We start from the raw sequence: 19,103 nt of genomic DNA on the forward strand, positions 1-19,103 counted from the left end.
AGGGAGTGCTTGAGTAATGACCCAGACAACCGCAGGTGAGACGTCGCACGAACTTCCGAAGGCGGCATCCGCGCCGGTCATCGCGCAGCACGAGGCGACGCTGAAGGCGCTGCCGTTCGCCGACACCAGGGATTTCGACGATGCCGCGCGCGGCTTCCTCGGCACCATCGAGAACGCGCGCGTCACCTCGGCCCAGGGCAGGGTGGTGTGGAGCCTCGAGCCTTACGGCTTCCTCTCCGACGAGAAGGCGCCTGCGACCGTCGATCCGAGCCTGTGGCGGCAATCGCGGCTCAACATGCATCACGGGCTGTTCGAGGTGGTGCCGGGCGTCTACCAGGTGCGCGGGCTCGACATCGCCAACATGACGCTGATCGAGGGCGACAAGGGCGTCATCGTGGTCGACACCCTGACCTCGATCGAGGGCGCACGCGCCGCGATGGAATTGTACTTCCAGCATCGCGGCAAGCGGCCGGTCGCCGCCGTGATCTTCACCCATACCCATACCGACCATTGGGGCGGCGCGCGCGGCGTGCTCGACGATGCCATGCTGGCGGCGGGCGTGCCCATCATCGCGCCGAACTTCTTCATGGAGCACGCGGTCTCGGAGAACATCATCGCAGGGCCGGCGATGTTGCGCCGCGCGCAATACCAGTTCGGGCCGTTTCTCGCCAAGGGCGTGCGCGGCCAGGTCGACTGCGGCCTCGGCAAGACCATGGCGGCGGGCGGTGTGGCGCTGCTGCGGCCGACCGATCTGATCATCGCGACCGGCGACAAGCGCGTGATCGACGGCGTCGAGTTCGAATTCCAGATGGCGCCGAACAGCGAAGCGCCGGCGGAGATGCATTTCTTCCTTCCGCGCTACAAGCTCTTGAACCTCGCGGAGAACTGCACGCACAATTTCCACAACCTGCTGCCGTTCCGCGGCGCCGATGTGCGCGATGCGCTGGCCTGGTCGAAATATCTCGGCGAGGCGTTGCAGATGTGGGGCGGCAAGGCCGAGGCGATGTGTGGCCAGCATCATTGGCCGGTGTGGGGGCGCGAGCGGATCGACACCATGATCCGCCAGCAGCGCGACCTCTATAAATACGCGCATGACCAGACTATCCGGCTGATGAACCACGGGCTTAATGCGGCCGAGATTGCCGAGACGATCCGGCTGCCCTCGAGCCTCGAAGGTGCCTGGCACGGCCGCGGCTATTACGGCCACATCAGGCACAATGTGAAGGCGATCTACCAGAAATATCTCGGCTGGTACGACGCCAATCCGGTCAATCTCGATTCCTTGCCGCCGGTCGAGGCCGGCAAGAAGTATGTGGAATACATGGGCGGCGTCGACGCGATCCTGAAACGCGCCACCGCCGATTTCGCCAAGGGTGAATTCCGTTTTGTGGCGCAGGCCGTCAGCCACCTCGTGTTCGCCGAGCCCGACAATCAGGCGGCGCGCGCATTGCTGGCCGACACGTTCGAGCAACTCGGCTATGCCGCCGAGAGCTCGACCTGGCGCAACGCCTATCTGTTCGGCGCCCAGGAGCTGCGGCAGGGCATGCCGAAGACGCCGCCGCGCTCGCCGATGCCGCGCGAGACGCTGGCTGCACTCCGCACCGAGCAGCTCTGGGACGTGCTCGGCATCCGCCTCAACGGCCCCAAGGCCGAAGGCAAGCGGATCGTGCTGAACTGGAACTTTACCGACACGGGCGAGAGCTTCATTCTCAATCTCGAGAATTCAGCGCTGACTTACGTCAGGGGCGCCCAGGCCGCCGATGCGCACGCCAGCTTCACCCTGGCGCGCAGCGTGCTGGACGAAGTTATCGCCAAGCTGACCACGTTCCCGGAAGCCGTCGGCGCCGGCAAGGTGAAGGTATCAGGCGAGCCGCTGCGGCTCGGCGAACTGATGATGCTGATGGACGAATTCCCGCGGATGTTCGAGATCGTCGAGCCGAAGCGGACAGTGGTGACGTGACCGACATATGCCCAGAACTATGACCGTCACCCTGAGGAGCGCGGAACGCGCGTCTCGAAGGGTCGACGGCCCGGCTGGTGGCCGTGCATCCTTCGAGGCTCGCTCCGCTCGCACCTCCAGCGACAAAGGCGAAGCCTTTGCGCGGGGATGACAGGTAGATAGATGTGGCAAGGCGTCATTGCGAGGAGCGTAGCGGCGAAGCAATCCATCTTTCCACGCCTCGGAGAAGATGGATTGCTTCGCTTCGCTCGCAATGACGGGAGCGGGCGCCTCGATCGCTATCTCAAATCCCCAAATACGCCGCCTGCACCTGCTTGTTGTTGGCAAGCTCGGCGCTGGTGCCCTGCATGATCACGTTGCCGCTTTCCAGCACATAGGCGCGCTGCACCAGCGACAGCGCGCGGCTGACATTCTGCTCGACCAAGAGGATCGCGGTGCCCATCTTGTGGATCTCGCCGATCTTCTCGAAGGTGACGTCGGTCATGACAGGCGCAAGGCCCAGCGAAGGCTCGTCCAGCATCAACAGGCGCGGCTTCAGCATCAATCCGCGGCCGACCGCGACCATCTGCTGCTCGCCGCCGCTCATGGTGCCGGCGAGCTGCTTCCTGCGGTCGGCGAGCCGCGGGAAGATGCTGTAGACGAGCTCCATCGTACGTGCACGATCCGCCTTGGCCTTCGGCGTGTAGGCGCCGATCTCGAGATTTTCCTGCACGGTCATTTCCGGAAACACCTGACGCCCTTCCGGGACATGCGCGATGCCGAGCTCCGGGATTCGGTAGGGCGGCAGCGTCGCGAGGTCGACGCCGTCGAAGGTGACCTTGCCTGCGAACAGCTTGACGAGGCCGGAGACGGCGCGCAGCGTCGTGCTCTTGCCGGCGCCGTTGGCCCCGAGCAGGCCGACGGCTTCGCCATCGCCGATCGAGATGCTGACGTCGGTGATGGCGGGGACCGAGCCGTAGCTGGCGCTGACGCGGGAGAGCTCAAGCATGGGCGTCGCCCTGCGCCGGCGGATGCACGTAGGAGCCGAGATAGGCGCGGATCACTTCCGGATTCTCCACGATCTCCTTTGGCGTACCCTCGGCGATCTTCTGGCCATGGTCGAGCACCACGATGTGACGGGCCACCGCCATGATCGCGCGCATCACGTGCTCGACGATCACGATGGTCAGGCCGCGCGCCGAGAGTTTCTTCACCAGCGCCACCGCCTGGTCGATCTCGGCCGGGTTGAGGCCGGCCATCACCTCGTCGAGCAGCAGGATCCGTGGCTGGGTCGCCAGCGCGCGCGCCATCTCCAGCCGGCGCTGGTCGATGGTGGTGAGGTCCCTGGCCGGCGTCTGCTCCCTGGCGCCGAGGCCGACGAATTCGATCGCCTCAAGCGCCTTGTCGCGTGCGGCAGCGACGTGGCGGTCGCGCAGGAAGGCGCCGGTCATCACATTGGCGAGCACCGTCATCGCGCCGAACGGCTTCGCCACCTGGAAGGTACGGGCGAGGCCGAGCGCGCAGACGTCGTGTGGCCGCAAGCCCACGACCTCGTGACCGAAGGCGAGCACAGATCCGGAGTCCGGGCGATGAAATCCCGTGATCAAATGAAAGCTCGTGGTCTTGCCGGCGCCATTCGGCCCGATCAGCGCGACCGTCTCGTTCTCCTGCACGGTGAAGCTGACATCCTGCACCGCGCGCAGGCCGCCGAAGCGCTTGCTGAGATCCTTGATGACCAATGCTTCCGCCATCGCAACGACCCTCAGGCGCGCGCCGGCTTGCGCCGGACATAGCGGTGATAGATGTCGGTCGCAAATCCGATCAGCCCGGTCGGCCGCCAAAGGATCACCGCCATCAGGATCAGGCTGTAGACCGTGAGCTGGATGCCGCCGACCGAGCTGCCGAGCCAGCTTTGCAGCAGCGCCGAGGTGGTCTCCAGCAGCACGGTGCCGATCACCGGCCCCCACAATGTGCCGATGCCGCCGACGATCGACACCAGCGCGGCCTCGATCGAGACGCTGAAGCTGAAGGCGGTCGCGGGGTCGATGAAGTAGATGTACTGGGTGTAGAAGGTGCCGGCGAGCGCGGTCAGGAACGCGCTGATCATGTAGATGTCGCGTTTGACCTTCGGTGCGTTGACGCCGATTGCCTCAGCTGCATCTTCATCCTCGCCGATCGCAACGAGGTAGTAGCCGATCCAGGATTTCTCGATTTGGTGGGTGATCCACAGGCCGACCACGAGCAGGCCGAGCACGACGTAGTAATACGACGACTTCTCCTCGAACTGCATCATCAGCGGTGCGCTGCCGAGGTTCGGGATCGTGGTGCCTTCGGCACCCCAGGCGAAGTCGCGGAATTTGAGGAAGATCAGCATCAGCACCTGGGCGGTCGCGATGGTGGCGATGGTGAAATAGGGGCCGCGCAGGCGAAAGCACAGCCAGCCGATCGGCAGGCTCGCCAGCATCGCGACCACGCCGCCCGCGATCATCCCGATCCAGGGCGAGATGCCGTAGTTCACCTGCATGATGGTCGAGGTGTAGGCGCCGAGCCCGAAATAGGCGGCGTGCCCGAGCGACAGCTGCTTGGCATAGCCGCCCATCAGGTTCCAGGCGACGCCGATGAAGGAGAACAGCAGGATGCGGATGAAGATGTCGATCGTGAACGACGAGGTGACGAGCTGGGGCAGGGCGAGCATGACGACGGCCCCGATCGCGAGCCACAGCCATTTCATGTTGCCGGAGGTCTGCATCAGCGGCCCCTCCTGGCGCCGAGGCCGCTCGGCCTGAAGGCAAGCGTCAGCAGCAGCAGCGCGAACACCACGATCAGGCCAGAGTCCGCGCCGACGAACTGGATGCCGAGCGATTCCGCCACGCCCATCATCAGGCTCGCGACCAGCGCGCCCATCACATTGCCGAGCGTGCCCATCACGACCGCGACGAACGCCATCAGCACGAACACCTGGCCGACGAATGGATAGGCCGAATAGAACGGCATCAGCAGCGAGCCGGCGGCGCCGGCGAGCGCCAGTGCAGTGCCGAACGCGACCGCGAACACGCGGTTGGGATTGATCCCCATCAGCATCGCGACGTCGCGGTTCTGCGACGCCGCACGCATGGCGCGGCCGAGATCGGTGGTGTGCAGGAACACCCAGAGCAGCCCGCTGAGCGCCATCGCGATCGCAAAGGCGATCAGCTTTGCCACCGGAATGTACAGCCCGCCGATGTGCCACGCTTCATCCGAATAGGAGGTATGGACGGTGCGATAGTTGGCGCTGAACAGCATCAGCGAGAGATTGAGCAGCAGCATCGACAGCGCAAATGTCAGGAAGATCTGCGGCATGTCGTTCGGCCCGAGCACCCTGCGGATCAGGAAGTGCTGGATCAGCACGCCGGCGAGGAACAGCACCGGCATCGAGACGACCAGCGAGACCAGCGGATCGATGCCGAACTGGGTGGCGACGAAGAACGAGATATACATCCCGATCATCACGAATTCGCCCTGGGCGAAATTGACGATCTTGACGACGCCGAAGATCAGCGTGACGCCGATGCTGACCAGCGCGTAGATGCCGCCGATAAGCAGGCCGTTGATGACAGCCTGGGCCAATGTCTCCCACATGCGATGCGACCGCGGTTCAGGTCTTCATCAGCGGGGCGCGGGCGTCTTCCTTGGGGAAGATGCTGGCGAGATCGGCGTTCTGCCACTGCACGCCGACCGGACGGCCATAGACGTTCTTGCCGTCGGGGCCGAACTTCACCTTGCCGCCGGGCGCCATCGCCGCGTAACCCGAGGAGACGTCGAGCGTCGAGAGCGCTTCGCGCACCTTCTTGGGATCGGCGGAGGCGGCGCGCTCCAGCGCGTCGGCCAGCATGAAGGTCTGCGCGACCAGGCCGCCGGCATATTCGAAGGCGAACTCACCGGTGCGCTTCTTGAACTCGGCGTTGACCTTCTGCGCATCGTCGTTGACGTCGTGGTTCCAGTGCGCGACGCCCTGCAGGCCCTCGGCGGCCTTGCCGACATTCTTGTAGAAGTCCGGCATCACGAAGCCGCCCGAGCCGCCATTGATCGCGATGTTGAGCCCGACCTGCTTCACGGTGCGCACGATCAGGATGAGGTCGTTGAGATAGGACAGCGAGAACAGCGTGTTGGCGCCGGAGGCCTTGACCTTGTTGATCAGCGGGCTCGCATCGGTGAAACCTGCCGAGTAGGGCTCGAACATCACGATCTCGACGCCTTCGCCCGGCGCCAGCTCCTTCAGCCCGTTCGAGGTCGAGGTGCCGAATGCGGTGTTCTCGAAGATGACGGCGACCTTGGCCTGGTCGCTCACCAGCTTGGCCATCTGCAGCTGCGCCTTGGCGAATTGCGAGGCGCGCGCGAACGGCGTGAAGGTGTAGGTGCGTCCCTTGTTGAGCTGGTCGGAGCTCGATCCTGTGATGATCGGAACCCTGGCGCGCTCGCAGACTTCGCTTGCGATCAGGGTCAGCGCGCTGGCGTAGCAGCCATGGATCGCCGACAGCTTGTTGCCGGTGATGAGCCGGTCGGTCTCGGTGCGCGTCACCGTGGTGTCGCTCTGCACGTCGGAGACGATGAGGTTGAGCTTGGCGCCGCCGAGCGACTTGATGCCGCCGGCCTCGTTGACCATGTCGACCGCGAGCTTGGCGGCTGCGACGCAGCCGACGCCGATCTGCGCCATGCTGCCGGTGCTCGGATAGAGCGCGCCGATATTGATCGGGTCGGCGGCCCAGCCGCGCAGCGGGACGGCGCCGAATGCGCCGGCCGCGAGCACGCCGCCGGTTTTGACCAGGAACTTGCGGCGGTTCAGCTTTGTCCGTGAGGCCTTGGTCGGCGCGGCATTATTAATGGCCGATGGCTTGCGGTCCCCTGTCATGGCGTTCCCCCTGTGCGACCGCGGCACGGTTGTTCCGTCCGCGCGCTTATTATTTTTTGCTCAAGCGGGGCGCATAAGAGCACGTAATTCGGCAATCGCAAAGGCGATATCGGCCGGGGTCACGGGGGAAACGCGTTGCGACTGGTGCGTCGCAGCAATCGCGCGACGCGCGCATGTGAGCCGCTTCGCTGCGTGGACGTTGCCGCCGGATACGACGGCATTATTGACAATCGAATGACCCGACGGTCCGGCACAGACGGTGCCGGCCGGCCCGCCGGATCATTCGATCGGCCGCTGCAATGGCTATTCTGCGCTCGCCACCAGCTTGAAGCGCGGCTTGGCTTCCATCAGGCTGCGATAGGCGGCGAGATAGTCGAGCGCCATGCGGCGCGCGGTGAAGCGGGTCTCGAACTGCTTGCGGATCGCGTCGCGGTTGAGCGTCGAGAGCCGGCCGACGGAGGAGATCGCGCTGATCTCGTCCTCGACGATGAAGCCGGTCAGCCCATCCTCGATGATCTCGGGCACCGAGCCGCGGTTATAGGCGATGACGGGCGTGCCGCAGGCCATCGCTTCGATCATCACGAGGCCGAACGGCTCCGGCCAATCGATTGGAACCAGCAGCCCGATCGCGCCACTGAGGAAATCCGGCTTCTCGCGGTCGCTGATCTCGCCGATGAACTCGATCAGCGGGTTGCTCGTGATCAGCGGCTTGATCAACTCGTCGTAATATTCCTGGTCGGCGCGATCGACCTTGGCTGCGATCTTCAGCGGAATGCCGCAGCGGGTCGCGATCTTGATCGCGCGATCGACGCCTTTCTCCGGCGCGATGCGCCCGAGCACGGCGAGATAGGATTGCTTGGCCGGTTGCGGCGTCAGCAAATTCTCCGGCAGGCCGTGATGGATGGTGCGCACCCAGTGCGCCTGCGGCACTGGCCGCCGCTGCGCGTTGGAGATCGAGATCACCGGGATCTTGGAGAAGGTGTTGAAGACGGGCTGGTGCTCCGGCAGGTCGAGCCGTCCGTGCAGCGTGGTCACGAACGGCGTCGGCTGCCGCGAGAACGCCGACCACGGATAGTAGTCGAGATGGAAATGCAGGAAGTCGAACTCGTCGTCGTCGGCTTTCTGCCGGACGCGCTCCAGCATCACCATGTGCAGCGCATTGGGGTCGCGGACGGAGCCGTCGAGGCGCAGTGCCTTCGGCCAGGTCGCGTCGAGCTTCGCGGAGGTCTGTGAGTCGCCGCTGGCGAACAACGTCACGTCATGTCCAAGTGTTACAAGTTCTTCGGTCAGCCAGTGCACGACCCGTTCGGTGCCGCCGTAGAGCTTGGGGGGAACAGCCTCCGTCAGCGGGGCAACCTGCGCGATGCGCATTTCTCCGTCTCCTATTTTGTAATGTGGATGGACCCTCAAGCCCTCTGATGGCAGCGACATGCCAAAGACGGGAACGTTCTCGCACGTGCGAGGTTCCTTAGGTGTGGGAGATCTGCCGCTTCTTTCTTCCATCACACTGTGGTCTTGCTGATGCCATCTCGCTCCAACACGTTTTTGCCGACGCCAGCGTTGCAAAATTGTCGCGCAGTGATGGCTGCATCAAGGAATCCCAACGCCGCCCTTCACGTCATCGTGCACGAGAGCTTCGACTAACATTTTCTCGTTCACCTTCAACAGCTTTTGCAGGACGTCATGGACCATCTGTCAGGATACGCGCATCGCCCGTTCCCCTTTGTGCTGCGCTATCTGCGCCGGCGGCTTCCGTCGCATGTTGTGATTTTGTCGGCCGTCGTCGCGGCGGTTGCCTGCTCGGTAGGCACGCAATACGGCGTGAAGAATCTGGTCGACGCATTGTCGGCAGGGCCGTCGGCCGCGAATGGCGTATGGCTGGCATTCGCTCTGCTCATGTCGCTGATCGCAGCCGACAACTTCCTGTGGCGGATCGCGAGCTGGACCGCGAGCTACACCTTCGTCAGCGTCAGCGGCGACCTTCGCCGCGACATGTTCCGACATCTCACCGGCCACGCGCCGAGCTATTTCACGGACCGGTTGCCGGGCATGCTGACCAGCCGGATCACGGCAACGTCGAACGCGGTCTACACCGTCGAGAACATGTTCGTATGGAATGTGTTGCCGCCTTGCATCGCGACCTTCGCGGCGATCACTCTGGTTGGAACCGTCAGCGTGACTATGTCAGCAGTGCTGATCCTGATCGCGGGAACCATGGTGGTGGCCATGTTCCGCATGGCGGCCGCCGGCAGGCCGCTGCATGACGATTTCGCCAACAGGGCCGCGGCCGTGGATGGCGAAATGGTCGACGTCATCAACAACCTGCCGCTGGTGCGCGCGTTCTGCGGCCTCGGCTATGAGCACGACCGCTTCGACGCGACAGTGAATCGGGAACTCGTCGCGCGCGGCCGTTCCCTGCGTTATCTCGAAAAGCTCCGCCTCGTTCACGCTGCCGTGACCGTCATTCTGACGATCGCGATGCTGGCTTGGGCGCTCTCGCTCTGGAAGCAGGGCGCAGCGACCACCGGCGATGTCGTGCTGGTCTGCACGCTCGGCATCTCAATCCTCAGCGCCACCCGCGATCTCGCCGTTGCGCTGGTCGACGTCACCCAGCACGTCGCTCGCCTGACCGAGGCGCTGGCGACGCTGTTGCAGCCGCACGAGCTGAAGGATCATCCGGAAGCCGAGGTGCTGGTGAAGAGCGGCGCGGCGATCGCATTTAACAATGTCTCGTTCCGCTATCCCGGCGGCTTGCAGGTGTTTGAGCGCTTCAGCCTGCGCATCCAGCCCGGACAGCGGGTCGGCCTGGTCGGCCAGTCCGGCGGCGGCAAGTCAACACTGTTTACCCTTCTGCAGCGCTTCTACGACGTCGAGCAGGGCAACATCACGGTCGACGGTCAGGACATCTCGCGCGTCACCCAGCTGAGCCTGCGCGCGGCGATCTCGGTGGTGCCGCAGGACATCTCGCTGTTCCACCGCTCGATCCTGGAGAACATCCGCTACGGCCGGCCGGACGCCACCGACGACGAGGTGCTGCGGGCGGCGATCGCGGCGCGCTGCGACTTCATCGAAAGCCTGCCGGAGGGCATGAACACCATCGTCGGCGATCGCGGCGTCAAGGTCTCCGGCGGCCAGCGCCAGCGGATCGCGATCGCGCGCGCTTTCCTGAAGGATGCGCCGATCCTGCTGCTCGACGAGGCCACCGCGGCGCTCGATGCGGACTCCGAGGAGGCGATCCGCGAGGCGTTGTCGCGGCTGATGCGCGGGCGTACGGTGGTGGCGATCGCGCACCGCCTCGCGACGCTGCGCAGCTTCGACCGCGTGCTCGTGCTGCAGGGCGGCCGGATCGTCGAGGACGGTCCGCCCGATATCCTCGTGAAGGGAAGGGGCCCCTACCGCGACCTGGTCGCGCGCGAGATGGGCCGGCTCTCCACCAGCGCGGCCTGACCCCGCGTCATCAAGCGCGGTCTTGCGTTCCGGTGCGTTCGTTCGAACCAAGAGTCAGGCCAAGCAAAGTCGCCAGAGGTTCAGATGGCAGCTGACGTCGTTACGCAGATCATCACTGCTCGCATCACTGAGCACGTCGCCGAATCGCCGTTCTACATTCCGATGACCGGGCCCGCGGCGCGGCCGCGGCGCTCGCTCAAGCATGACGACACCTTCATCGTGCTCGACAGCCATGGCGATATCGGCGCCTCGGCCGGCGGGCCGGACGGCTTGTTCAACGCCGATACGCGCTACCTCGCGCGGCTGGAAATGGTGCTGGAGGACGTGCAGCCGCTCCTGCTCGGCTCCAATATGCGCGACGACAATTCGGCGCTGACGGTCGATCTCACCAATTCCGACGTCTATCGCGACGGCCGTCTGACCTTGCAGAAGGACACGCTGCACATCGTGCGCTCGATCTTCCTGTGGCGCGGCACCGCCTATCAGCGGATCGGCCTGCAGAACCACGGCGAACACATCGCGAGCTTCGATCTGACGCTGCTGTTCGACAATGATTTTGCCGACCTGTTCGAGGTGCGCGGCGAGCGGCGGCCGCGGCGCGGCATCGGCTCGAGCAAGCTGCTCGGCCCGACCGACGTCGTGCTGGAATATTGCGGCCTCGACGAGCAGACGCGGATCACGGCGCTGCATTTCGATCCGCGGCCGACCCGGCTGTCGGTCAACACCGCAACCTATCATTTCGACCTCGAGCCGGGGCAGGTGACCTCGCTGTTCGTCGCGGTGTCCTGCAACAAGCCGATCATGCAGAAGCCGGTGCCGTTCTTCCGCGGGCTGCTGGCGCATCGCCGCGAGATGCGAAATTCGACGGCCGGTGCGGCCAGCATCGAGACCTCGAACAACATCTTCAACGAGGTGCTGTGCCAGGCGATGGCCGACCTCAATATGCTGATGACGGAGACGCCGCAGGGCCGTTATCCCTATGCCGGCATTCCCTGGTATTCGACGACGTTCGGTCGCGACGGGCTGATCACCGCGCTGCAGATGCTGTGGGTCGATCCGCGGATCGCCAAGGGCGTGCTGAAGCGGCTCGCGCTGTTCCAGGCCAAGGCGGTCGATCCACTGTCCGATGCCGCGCCGGGCAAGATCCTGCACGAGATGCGCGGCGGCGAGATGGCCGCGCTGCGCGAGGTGCCGTTCGCGCACTACTACGGCAGCGTCGATTCGACCCCGCTGTTCGTGCTGCTCGCGGGGCTCTATCTGGAGCGCACCGGCGATGTGGAGACGTTGCGCGAGCTGTGGCCGGCGGTCGAGGCCGGCTTGCAATGGATCGATGGCCCGGGTGATCCCGACCGCGATGGATTCGTCGAGTATCAGCGCGCCACCGAAGAGGGGCTGCGGAACCAGGGCTGGAAGGACTCCTTCGACGCCATCTTCCACGCCGACGGCACGCTTGCCGAGGGCAACATCGCGCTGGCGGAAGTGCAAGGCTACGTGTTCGCCGGCAAGCAGCTTGCCGCGCGGGCGGCACGCAAGCTCGGCTTCGCGGACCGGGCCACGAAGCTGGAGGCCGAGGCCGAGCGGCTGCGCGAGCGGTTCGAGGCGGCGTTCTGGTGCGAGGAGCTCGGCACCTATGCGCTCGCGCTCGACGGCGCCAAGCGGCCGTGCAAGGTGCGCACGTCGAATGCCGGACAGACCTTGTTTTCCGGCATGGTGCGCGAAGACCGCGCGCGACGGGTTGCCGCCGACCTGATGAGCCAGAGATTCTTCTCGGGCTGGGGCATCCGCACCGTCGCCGTGGGCGAGGCGCGCTACAACCCGATGTCCTATCACGACGGCTCGATCTGGCCGCATGACAATGCGCTGATCGCACTCGGATTTGCCCGCTACGGCCTGAAGCATTCGGTCGCCCACCTGTTCAAGGGTCTGTTCGACGCCGCGAGTTATATGGAGCTGCGGCGGCTGCCCGAGCTGTTCTGCGGCTTCCGCCGCGAGCGCCGGCGCGGCCCGGTGCTTTATCCGGTGGCCTGCGTACCGCAGGCCTGGGCGAGCGCGACGCCGTTCACGCTGCTGGAGGCCGCACTCGGGCTGGAGTTCGACACCACGCGCGGCGAGATACGCTTGCGCGATCCGCGGCTGCCGGAATTTCTCAACGACGTGGTGCTGCGCGACCTCAGGCTCGGCGCGTCCAGCGTCGATTTGCGGCTGCGCCGACACGACGGCGAGGTGTCACTCGAAGTGTTGCGCACGCGCGGCCAGATCCAGGTGTCGATCGTGCTGACGCATTGAGCGTCGTCGCACGGCACGCGCGCGAAATCGTGGGGAGAGGTATATGCGTCCGAGGATCATGGTGATGCTGGTTGGAGCGGCGCTGCTGACATGCGCGGGTGTCCGCGCCGCCGACGACGAAGGCAAGACGCCGCCGGCAACACCGGCGCCGCCAGCAGCCGCTGCACCGAAGGAGCAGGCCAAGGAACCGTCAAAGGAGCCTTCGCCGCCGCCTTCGGTGACCGTGATCGGTGCGCGCGATGCGCACGGCATTCTCGGGCGCGACGTGCGCAGTTCCGCCAATGAGGATATGGGCCGCATTGTCGACGTCATCGTCGACCGCGACGGCAAGGTCCGCGCCGCGGTGATCGATTTCGGCGGCTTTCTCGGCGTCGGCAGCCGCAAGATCGTGGTCGATTGGAACGCACTGCGTTTCGCCGGCGTTTCCAGCAAGAGCGACAGCATCACGCTGGACCTCAACAAGCAGCAGGTGAGCGCTGCGCCCGAATACAAGGAAGATACGCCGCTGATCGTGCTTGGCGCGGCCGGCAGTCTTCATCCATGGGATTACGAACATTAGGGGGCTAAAGCTGGTCGCGCGCCCGGACTCTGCTTTCGAGACGGTTGGCGACGATCGTGGCGGGCGATCAGCCGGCGACACCAATATTGTGCCGCTTGTTCCCGGTCAGCCCAGTCCCGAGGAACCGCGCATGCCGTCGCGCGAAAGCCAGCGCGGGCTCGACTGGTTCATCTTCTTCCTGGCCGACGTGCAAACCGGCTTCGGCCCGTTCATCGCGGTCTACCTGACGACGCAGAAATGGACCCAGGTCGAGATCGGCTTCGTGCTCTCGATCGGCGGCATTATCGGCCTGCTGGGCCAGGTGCCCGGCGGCGCGATCGTCGATGCGGCACGCTCGGAGCGGGTCGTCGCGGGCTGGGCGGTGGCCGCCATCGGCGCCGCCGCGCTGGCCTACGCGCTCTGGCCGATCTTTCCGGTGGTGACGCTCGCCGCGACACTGCACGCGCTCGCTAGCTGCGTGCTGGGTCCGGCGATCGCCGCGATCAGCCTCGGCCTGGTTGGGCCGCTGGCGATTGGTGAGCGGCTCGGCCGCAATGCGCGCTTCGCTTCGCTCGGCAGCGGCTCGGCCGCAGCGCTGATGGGCGCCTGCGGCTATTTCTTGTCGAGCCGGTCGGTGTTCCTCGTGACCTTCATCCTTGCGATCCCGACGTTGCTGTCGCTGGCGCGGATCCGCGAGCGCGAGATCGATATCGCGCAGGCCCATGGTGAGGTGAAGCGCGAGGTTCCCGACAAACGAGCGACCAGTATCGTCGGTCTGGTGCGACGGCGGTCGCTCTTGATCTTTGCCGGCGCGATGATGCTGTTCCAGCTGGCCAATGCTGCGATGCTGCCGCTGATGGCGGGCGTCGTCACGACACGGTCGAGCCAGTGGGCGCCGGTCCTGATCGCCGCCTGCATCATCGTGCCGCAGGCGATCGTCGCGCTCTGCTCGCCGTCGGTCGGCCGCAAGGCCCAGGCTTGGGGGCGGCGGCCGCTGCTGCTGCTTGCATTCGCCTCGCTGGCGATCCGCGGCCTGTTGTTCGCAACGGTGCGGGATCCCTATCTGCTGGTCATGGTGCAGGTCTTCGACGGCATCACCGCGGCAATTTTCAGCGTCATGGTGCCGCTGATCGTGGCCGACGTGGCGTTCGGCAGCGGCCATTTCAACCTGGCGCAGGGCATCGTCGGAACCGCGGTCGGCATCGGCGCGTCGCTCAGCACGGTGCTTGCCGGCTATGTCAGCGACAAGCTCGGCAGCAGCACCGCCTTCATGGGCCTGGCCGGCGTTGCCGCGCTGGGGCTGTTTGTGATCTGGCTGGTGATGCCGGAGACGCGGCGGACGGCATGACGCAGGCAGGTTTGGCCCCGCGGCGCCCTTCCTCATGCATGCGCCGTCATATATGAGTGATTTGCTGGCGGAACGAGCCGATAGTCCCGTGGATTAATCAATCCAAAATCGTGATCTGGTAGGGATCGACGCAGCGCGGGCAGGCATTTCGACCGAGGAATGGCATGGAAAATCGAACGACGACGGCGCAGATCAGCGGAGCGATGCGGCGTTGGGGACCTCCCGCCTTTGTGACGTTCGCTGCGATGGTCACATTTGCGTCACTGACCGGCGGCGTCGCTGCAAAGCAGCAGCGCCCTGCGGCAACGGTCGAGGCGACCGCGCCGCGCGCCGCGGGCGAGCCGATCATGGCGATCGTGTCGATCAAGGCCCAGAAGGTGACTTTCTACGACGCCGACGGCTGGATTTACCGCGCGCCGGTGTCGAGCGGTGTCAAGGGACGCGAGACGCCGGCCGGGGTCTTTGCGCTGATCGAGAAGGACAAGGACCATCACTCGACGCTTTATGACGATGCCTGGATGCCGAACATGCAGCGCATCACCTGGAACGGCATCGCGCTGCATGGCGGCCCGCTGCCCGGCTATGCGGCCTCGCACGGCTGCGTGCGGATGCCCTACGACTTCGCCGAGAAGCTGTTCGACAGGACGAGAATCGGGATGCGGGTGATCATCGCGCCGAACGACCCGGCGCCGGAGAATTTCACCCATCCGGCGCTGTTCGTGCCGAACGCCCAGGCCATCGCGGCTGCTCCGGCGCGTGCCGAGACGCTGTCCCGCGAAGCTGCGGATGCCGCCAAGCTGGCCGACGAGGCCAAGAAGGCTTCCGTGGCCGCGACCAAGGAAGCTGCACTGTTCACGCCGGCATCATTGCGCAAGCTGGAACGGGCCAAGACCCGTGCCGACGCCGAGCTTGCGTTCGCCGACAAGACGCTCGCCAATGCCAAGACCGATCAGGCCAAGGCGCGCGCCGAGGATCTGAAGCAGAAGGCCGCCGCCAAGGCCGCGGAAGCGACGACGCAGTTCGAGGCGGCCCAGGGCGACGCCAAGCCGAAGCTCGACGCCGCAGCGGCCGCAAAGGACGCCGCCAAGGCGGCCGAGACCAAGAAGGCCGACACCCAGAAGGCGGCGACCGAGGCGAAGCTCGCGCTCGAGCCGGTCTCTGTCTACATCAGCCGCGCGACGCAGAAACTTTACGTCCGGCGCAACACCCATAAGCCATGGGCTGACGGTGGCGAGGTGTTCGATTCAAGCATCGAGGTTCCCGTCACCATTCGCGATCCGGACCAGCCGATCGGCACGCATATCTTCACGGCGATGGCGCGCAACGACACCGGCCTGCGCTGGACCGAGGTGACGATCGACGACGGTGACAACGCCAAGAACGCGCTCGACCGCGTCACCATCCCGCAAGATGTGCTGGATCGCATCGCGCCGACCGCCGTGCCGCGCTCGTCGATCATCATCTCGGACGAGCCGCTGAGCGCCGAGACCAACTACCGCACCGAGTTCGTCGCCGTGCTGAGCAACCAGCCCCAGGGTGGTTTCATCACACGCAAACCGACCCGGCCGATGGAAACCGACGACATGGTTGCGAGCGGGGACGGAGACGGTTTCGGCTTCTTCTCTCAGCGCAGCTGGAATCCCCAGTCCGGCACCCAATACGGCTATCCCCAATACGGCAATCCTCAGGCGCCGACCCAGTACGGCTCCCCGTATTATGGCAATCCTCAATCCGCCAATCCGCGCCGGCGCGGCGGCCAGTACTACTGGCAATCGCAACAGGACTGGTAGCAGGGCGCTGCCGCGGGATCAGACAGCACTCTGAGCGTCGGACGGCGGCGTGACACCGCCGTCCGATCGCGTGAGCGCTGTTACGGGCGAGCTTCCAGGATCAGGTTGAACGGCGTTTCCGCCGCGCGGCGGAAGCGTGAGAAGCCACCCTGGCGCGCCACCTCGCGCAGCCTGGTCTCGCCGGCCTGCGCGCCGAGTGCAAGTCCGACCTCCTGGTCCAGCGACGCCGGTGTGCAGATCATCGTCGACGCTGCGTAGTAGACGCGCCCGATCGGATTGAGGTTGTCCTCCAGCCGATCGTTGGCGAACGGCTCGATCAGCAGGCAGGTGCCGTCGTCGGCGAGGGTGGAGCGGGTGTGCTTGAGCGCGCCGACCGGGTCGCCCATGTCGTGCAGGCAATCGAAGAAGCACACCAGGTCGTAGCGATTGGCAGGGAAGTCCTTGGCCGAGTGCGTCTGGAAATGAACGCGGTCCGACAATCCCGCCTCCTTCGCAGCCATCCGCGCCGCCTGGATCGAGCCGTCATGATAGTCGAAGCCGTAGAAGGTTGACTTCGGAAACGCCTCCGCCATCAACCGGGTCGAGACGCCGTGGCCGCAGCCGACGTCAGCGACAACCGCACCCTTCTTCAGCTTGTCGACGACGCCCTCGAGCGCCGGCAGCCATTCCTGCACCAGATAGTGCTTGTAGCTGGTGCGGAAGAACCGCGCGGTGCCGCAGAACAGGCACTCGCTGCGCTTGTTCCAGCCGACGCCCTTGCCGGTCTTGAAGGCGTCGGTAATTTTCGGCTCGTCGAGAAATGTCGCGCCGACAAGGCTTCCCACGGCGCCGAGGAAGACCGGGCTGTCCTCGTCGGCGAGCGCGAGCGCCTGCTCGGGCAGCATCGAGAATTTTCCGGTGGCGCTGTCGTACTCGACGTAACCGGAAGCGGCCTGCGCGGAGAGCCATTCCTGAACGTAACGTCCGGCCGTTCCTGTCGCCTTGGCCAGCGCCGCCGCATTCATCGGTCCTTGCTGCGCGAGAGCCTTGTAGAGCCCGAGCTTGTCGCCCAGCAGCATCAGCGAGGCGTTCATCGCCGCGCCGACATCGCCAATCATCTTTCCCATGAATGAATTAAGACGCTCCTCGTTGACGTCCATGATGTTCCTCCATCGCAATTGGGTTTTGCAAAAAGTCCATCATTGCCAATTTCATGTGTGCGCTTTCGTCCAGGCAGACGGCCATGGGCGCGGACATGATCGCACGAAATGGGTTCGGCGGCGCAGGCTGAATGTCACAAAGCGGCTGGGATGCCAGCACGACCGACTTCACAAGCCGGCGAGGCGGGCGCCTTACGCCGCTGCCCGCGGCATGATGAGCCTCCTGTACAGCGCGCCGTAGCAGGCGGCCGACAGGTCCCAGCTGTAGGACTTGGCCATCGCGCTGGCGCGCATGGCGTTGAGGCGATCCTTGGCGCGGTAGGCGTCGAAGGCGCGCCTGACGCCGCCGAGGAAGGATTCCGCTGATGGCTGCGCGAACAGGAAGCCGGTCTCGCCGTCGGCGATGGTCTCCGCGAGCCCGCCGGTCTGGTGGCCGATCGGCAACGAGCCGAAGCGCTGCGCATACATCTGGCTGAGGCCACAGGGCTCGAAGCGCGACGGCATCAGGGTGAAATCGCTGCCGGCGAAGATCCGGCGCGCCTGCGCGTCGTTGAAGCCGATGATGACGCCGATCGCGTCGGGACGGCGCCGATGCGCGGCCACCAGCGCGTCCTCGATCGCCGGCTCGCCGCTGCCGGTGACGACGATCTGTCCGCCGTCCCTGATGATCTCGTCGGCGGCCGACAGCACGAGGTCGACGCCCTTCTGATGCACGAGCCGCGCGACCAGGCCGAAGATCGGCCCGCGCGAGACCGCAAGGCCGAACTGCCGGCGGACATAGTCGGCGTTGGCCTGCTTGCCCTTCCAGTCGCCGGCGCCGAACGGCTGCGCGAGCTGTGCGCAGTGGCGCGGGTCCCAGCTCTCGTCGATGCCGTTCAGGATGCCGGTCAGCTGGTCGGCGTCGGAGCGCACGCGCAGCAGGCCCTCCAGCCCGCAGCCGAGCTCGGCGGTGGTGATCTCCCTCGCATAGGTCGCGCTGACCGTGGTCAGATGCGAGGCGTAGACGAGGCCGCCTTTGAGGAAGGATAGCTTGTCGTAGAACTCCAGCCCGTCGATGTGGAATGAGCTTTCCGGTGCGCCGATCCGCCGCAGCGAGTCCCGCGGAAACAGGCCCTGATAGGCGAGATTGTGGATGGTCAGGATCGATGGAATCCGTGCCTCGCGCCATGCGAGGTAGGCGGGTGTGAGCGCGGCCTGCCAGTCGTTGGCGTGAACGAGGTCCGCTGCCCAATTCTTGTCCAGCGTTCCGGCTGCAAGTTCGGCAGCGGCGGAGGCAAAGCGGCCGAAGCGGATGTCGTTGTCGGGCCAGTCGCGGCCGGACTCGTCGCCATAGGGATTGCCCGGCCGGTCGTAGAGCTGCGGACACAACAGCACGTAGACCGGCAGCCCGTCTTTGGTCGATGCGCGCCCGAGCGCGCAGGCCGGCATCTCGGCGAGTGCGTCGCATTGTCCAACGATTTCAATATGAGTGAACTGTTCGACCACGTCCCGGTAGCCGGGAAGCATGATCCTGACGTCGCTCCAGGAGCGGAGCGCCCGGGGAAGTGCAGCGGAAACGGCGCCGAGCCCGCCCACGCGGACGAAATCGTCCATCTCGGTCGTGACGAATAAGACCTTCAACAAGCGCCCTCGTTCCAGCCCGTGACAAGGCTCATGCAAGATCGGGTCCAATCTGCCTTTGAGTAAAATGCAAGACGGCCCGCGGTCCCGGTCTGGACGAGACGCTTT

14 protein-coding genes are annotated in these 19,103 nt (G+C 65.3%); 6 read left to right on the forward strand and 8 right to left on the reverse strand.

Going from position 1 to position 19,103, the window contains the following annotated elements:
- Nucleotides 1–16: 16 nt before the first annotated feature.
- Nucleotides 17–1,960, forward strand: coding sequence for an alkyl/aryl-sulfatase (locus ACVIGB_RS45640; RefSeq protein WP_456724338.1), 1,944 nt, complete (start codon nt 17–19; stop codon nt 1,958–1,960).
- A gap of 283 nt (nt 1,961–2,243) precedes the next feature.
- On the opposite strand, the gene ACVIGB_RS45645 is transcribed toward ACVIGB_RS45640, so the two are convergent.
- The 6 genes from ACVIGB_RS45645 to ACVIGB_RS45670 all read right to left on the reverse strand — a co-directional run bounded on the left by ACVIGB_RS45645 (nt 2,244) and on the right by ACVIGB_RS45670 (nt 8,198).
- The gene (locus ACVIGB_RS45645; protein WP_456724337.1) at nt 2,244–2,948 is read right to left on the reverse strand and encodes an ABC transporter ATP-binding protein; all 705 of its coding nucleotides are present in this window, start codon (nt 2,946–2,948) and stop codon (nt 2,244–2,246) included.
- The gene (locus ACVIGB_RS45650) at nt 2,941–3,690 is read right to left on the reverse strand and encodes an ABC transporter ATP-binding protein (protein WP_456724336.1); all 750 of its coding nucleotides are present in this window, start codon (nt 3,688–3,690) and stop codon (nt 2,941–2,943) included. The genes ACVIGB_RS45645 and ACVIGB_RS45650 overlap by 8 nt, the downstream gene beginning before the upstream one ends.
- Before the next feature lie 11 nt (nt 3,691–3,701).
- Complete coding sequence (locus ACVIGB_RS45655) at nt 3,702–4,688, reverse strand: branched-chain amino acid ABC transporter permease (protein WP_456724335.1); 987 nt, start codon at nt 4,686–4,688, stop codon at nt 3,702–3,704.
- Entirely contained in the window at nt 4,688–5,545 is an 858-nt protein-coding gene (locus tag ACVIGB_RS45660) for a branched-chain amino acid ABC transporter permease (RefSeq protein ID WP_456724334.1), read from the reverse strand. Before ACVIGB_RS45660 ends, ACVIGB_RS45655 begins: the two co-directional genes overlap by 1 nt.
- Before the next feature lie 28 nt (nt 5,546–5,573).
- A complete protein-coding gene (locus tag ACVIGB_RS45665) occupies nt 5,574–6,827 on the reverse strand; it encodes an ABC transporter substrate-binding protein (protein ID WP_456724333.1) in 1,254 nt (417 codons plus the stop codon).
- Nucleotides 6,828–7,130: 303 nt separating this feature from the next.
- On the reverse strand, nt 7,131–8,198 hold the full coding sequence (locus ACVIGB_RS45670) for a glycosyltransferase family 4 protein (protein ID WP_092124920.1): 1,068 nt from the start codon (nt 8,196–8,198) through the stop codon (nt 7,131–7,133).
- Between the two features lie 312 nt (nt 8,199–8,510).
- Between ACVIGB_RS45670 and ACVIGB_RS45675 the strand changes: the two genes are divergently transcribed.
- The 5 genes from ACVIGB_RS45675 to ACVIGB_RS45695 all read left to right on the forward strand — a co-directional run bounded on the left by ACVIGB_RS45675 (nt 8,511) and on the right by ACVIGB_RS45695 (nt 16,236).
- Nucleotides 8,511–10,274 carry an ABC transporter ATP-binding protein gene (locus ACVIGB_RS45675; RefSeq protein WP_456724332.1) on the forward strand — a complete coding sequence of 588 codons (1,764 nt, stop codon included), beginning with the start codon at nt 8,511–8,513 and terminating at the stop codon, nt 10,272–10,274.
- Nucleotides 10,275–10,358: 84 nt separating this feature from the next.
- Nucleotides 10,359–12,560: an amylo-alpha-1,6-glucosidase gene (locus ACVIGB_RS45680; protein WP_092124922.1), complete on the forward strand. Its 2,202-nt coding sequence runs from the start codon at nt 10,359–10,361 to the stop codon at nt 12,558–12,560.
- Nucleotides 12,561–12,603: 43 nt separating this feature from the next.
- Nucleotides 12,604–13,119 carry a PRC-barrel domain-containing protein gene (locus tag ACVIGB_RS45685; RefSeq protein WP_244549869.1) on the forward strand — a complete coding sequence of 172 codons (516 nt, stop codon included), beginning with the start codon at nt 12,604–12,606 and terminating at the stop codon, nt 13,117–13,119.
- A 130-nt stretch (nt 13,120–13,249) separates the two neighbouring features.
- Nucleotides 13,250–14,446 carry an MFS transporter gene (locus ACVIGB_RS45690; protein ID WP_229168183.1) on the forward strand — a complete coding sequence of 399 codons (1,197 nt, stop codon included), beginning with the start codon at nt 13,250–13,252 and terminating at the stop codon, nt 14,444–14,446.
- 164 nt (nt 14,447–14,610) lie between these two features.
- Nucleotides 14,611–16,236 carry a L,D-transpeptidase family protein gene (locus ACVIGB_RS45695; protein ID WP_456724331.1) on the forward strand — a complete coding sequence of 542 codons (1,626 nt, stop codon included), beginning with the start codon at nt 14,611–14,613 and terminating at the stop codon, nt 16,234–16,236.
- 80 nt (nt 16,237–16,316) lie between these two features.
- Here the strand turns inward: ACVIGB_RS45695 and ACVIGB_RS45700 are convergent, their stop codons facing one another.
- Together ACVIGB_RS45700 and glgA are read right to left on the reverse strand one after the other, a co-directional pair.
- Complete coding sequence (locus ACVIGB_RS45700) at nt 16,317–17,375, reverse strand: class I SAM-dependent methyltransferase (protein ID WP_212311305.1); 1,059 nt, start codon at nt 17,373–17,375, stop codon at nt 16,317–16,319.
- A gap of 192 nt (nt 17,376–17,567) precedes the next feature.
- A complete protein-coding gene (glgA, locus tag ACVIGB_RS45705; protein WP_092124926.1) occupies nt 17,568–18,995 on the reverse strand; it encodes a glycogen synthase GlgA in 1,428 nt (475 codons plus the stop codon).
- Nucleotides 18,996–19,103 lie beyond the last annotated feature (108 nt).

The organism is Bradyrhizobium sp. USDA 4341, assembly GCF_054063755.1.

What these genes read in the sequence shown, in the direction of transcription:
- ACVIGB_RS45675 (WP_456724332.1), top strand. Translation starts at nt 8,511, where the DNA reads ATGGACCATCTGTCAGGATACGCGCATCGCCCGTTCCCCTTTGTGCTG.
- ACVIGB_RS45645 (WP_456724337.1), bottom strand. Translation starts at nt 2,948, where the DNA reads ATGCTTGAGCTCTCCCGCGTCAGCGCCAGCTACGGCTCGGTCCCCGCC.
- ACVIGB_RS45685 (WP_244549869.1), top strand. Translation starts at nt 12,604, where the DNA reads ATGCGTCCGAGGATCATGGTGATGCTGGTTGGAGCGGCGCTGCTGACA.
- ACVIGB_RS45690 (WP_229168183.1), top strand. Translation starts at nt 13,250, where the DNA reads ATGCCGTCGCGCGAAAGCCAGCGCGGGCTCGACTGGTTCATCTTCTTC.
- ACVIGB_RS45700 (WP_212311305.1), bottom strand. Translation starts at nt 17,375, where the DNA reads ATGGACGTCAACGAGGAGCGTCTTAATTCATTCATGGGAAAGATGATT.
- ACVIGB_RS45665 (WP_456724333.1), bottom strand. Translation starts at nt 6,827, where the DNA reads ATGACAGGGGACCGCAAGCCATCGGCCATTAATAATGCCGCGCCGACC.
- ACVIGB_RS45670 (WP_092124920.1), bottom strand. Translation starts at nt 8,198, where the DNA reads ATGCGCATCGCGCAGGTTGCCCCGCTGACGGAGGCTGTTCCCCCCAAG.
- ACVIGB_RS45640 (WP_456724338.1), top strand. Translation starts at nt 17, where the DNA reads ATGACCCAGACAACCGCAGGTGAGACGTCGCACGAACTTCCGAAGGCG.
- ACVIGB_RS45680 (WP_092124922.1), top strand. Translation starts at nt 10,359, where the DNA reads ATGGCAGCTGACGTCGTTACGCAGATCATCACTGCTCGCATCACTGAG.
- ACVIGB_RS45655 (WP_456724335.1), bottom strand. Translation starts at nt 4,688, where the DNA reads ATGCAGACCTCCGGCAACATGAAATGGCTGTGGCTCGCGATCGGGGCC.
- ACVIGB_RS45650 (WP_456724336.1), bottom strand. Translation starts at nt 3,690, where the DNA reads ATGGCGGAAGCATTGGTCATCAAGGATCTCAGCAAGCGCTTCGGCGGC.
- ACVIGB_RS45695 (WP_456724331.1), top strand. Translation starts at nt 14,611, where the DNA reads ATGGAAAATCGAACGACGACGGCGCAGATCAGCGGAGCGATGCGGCGT.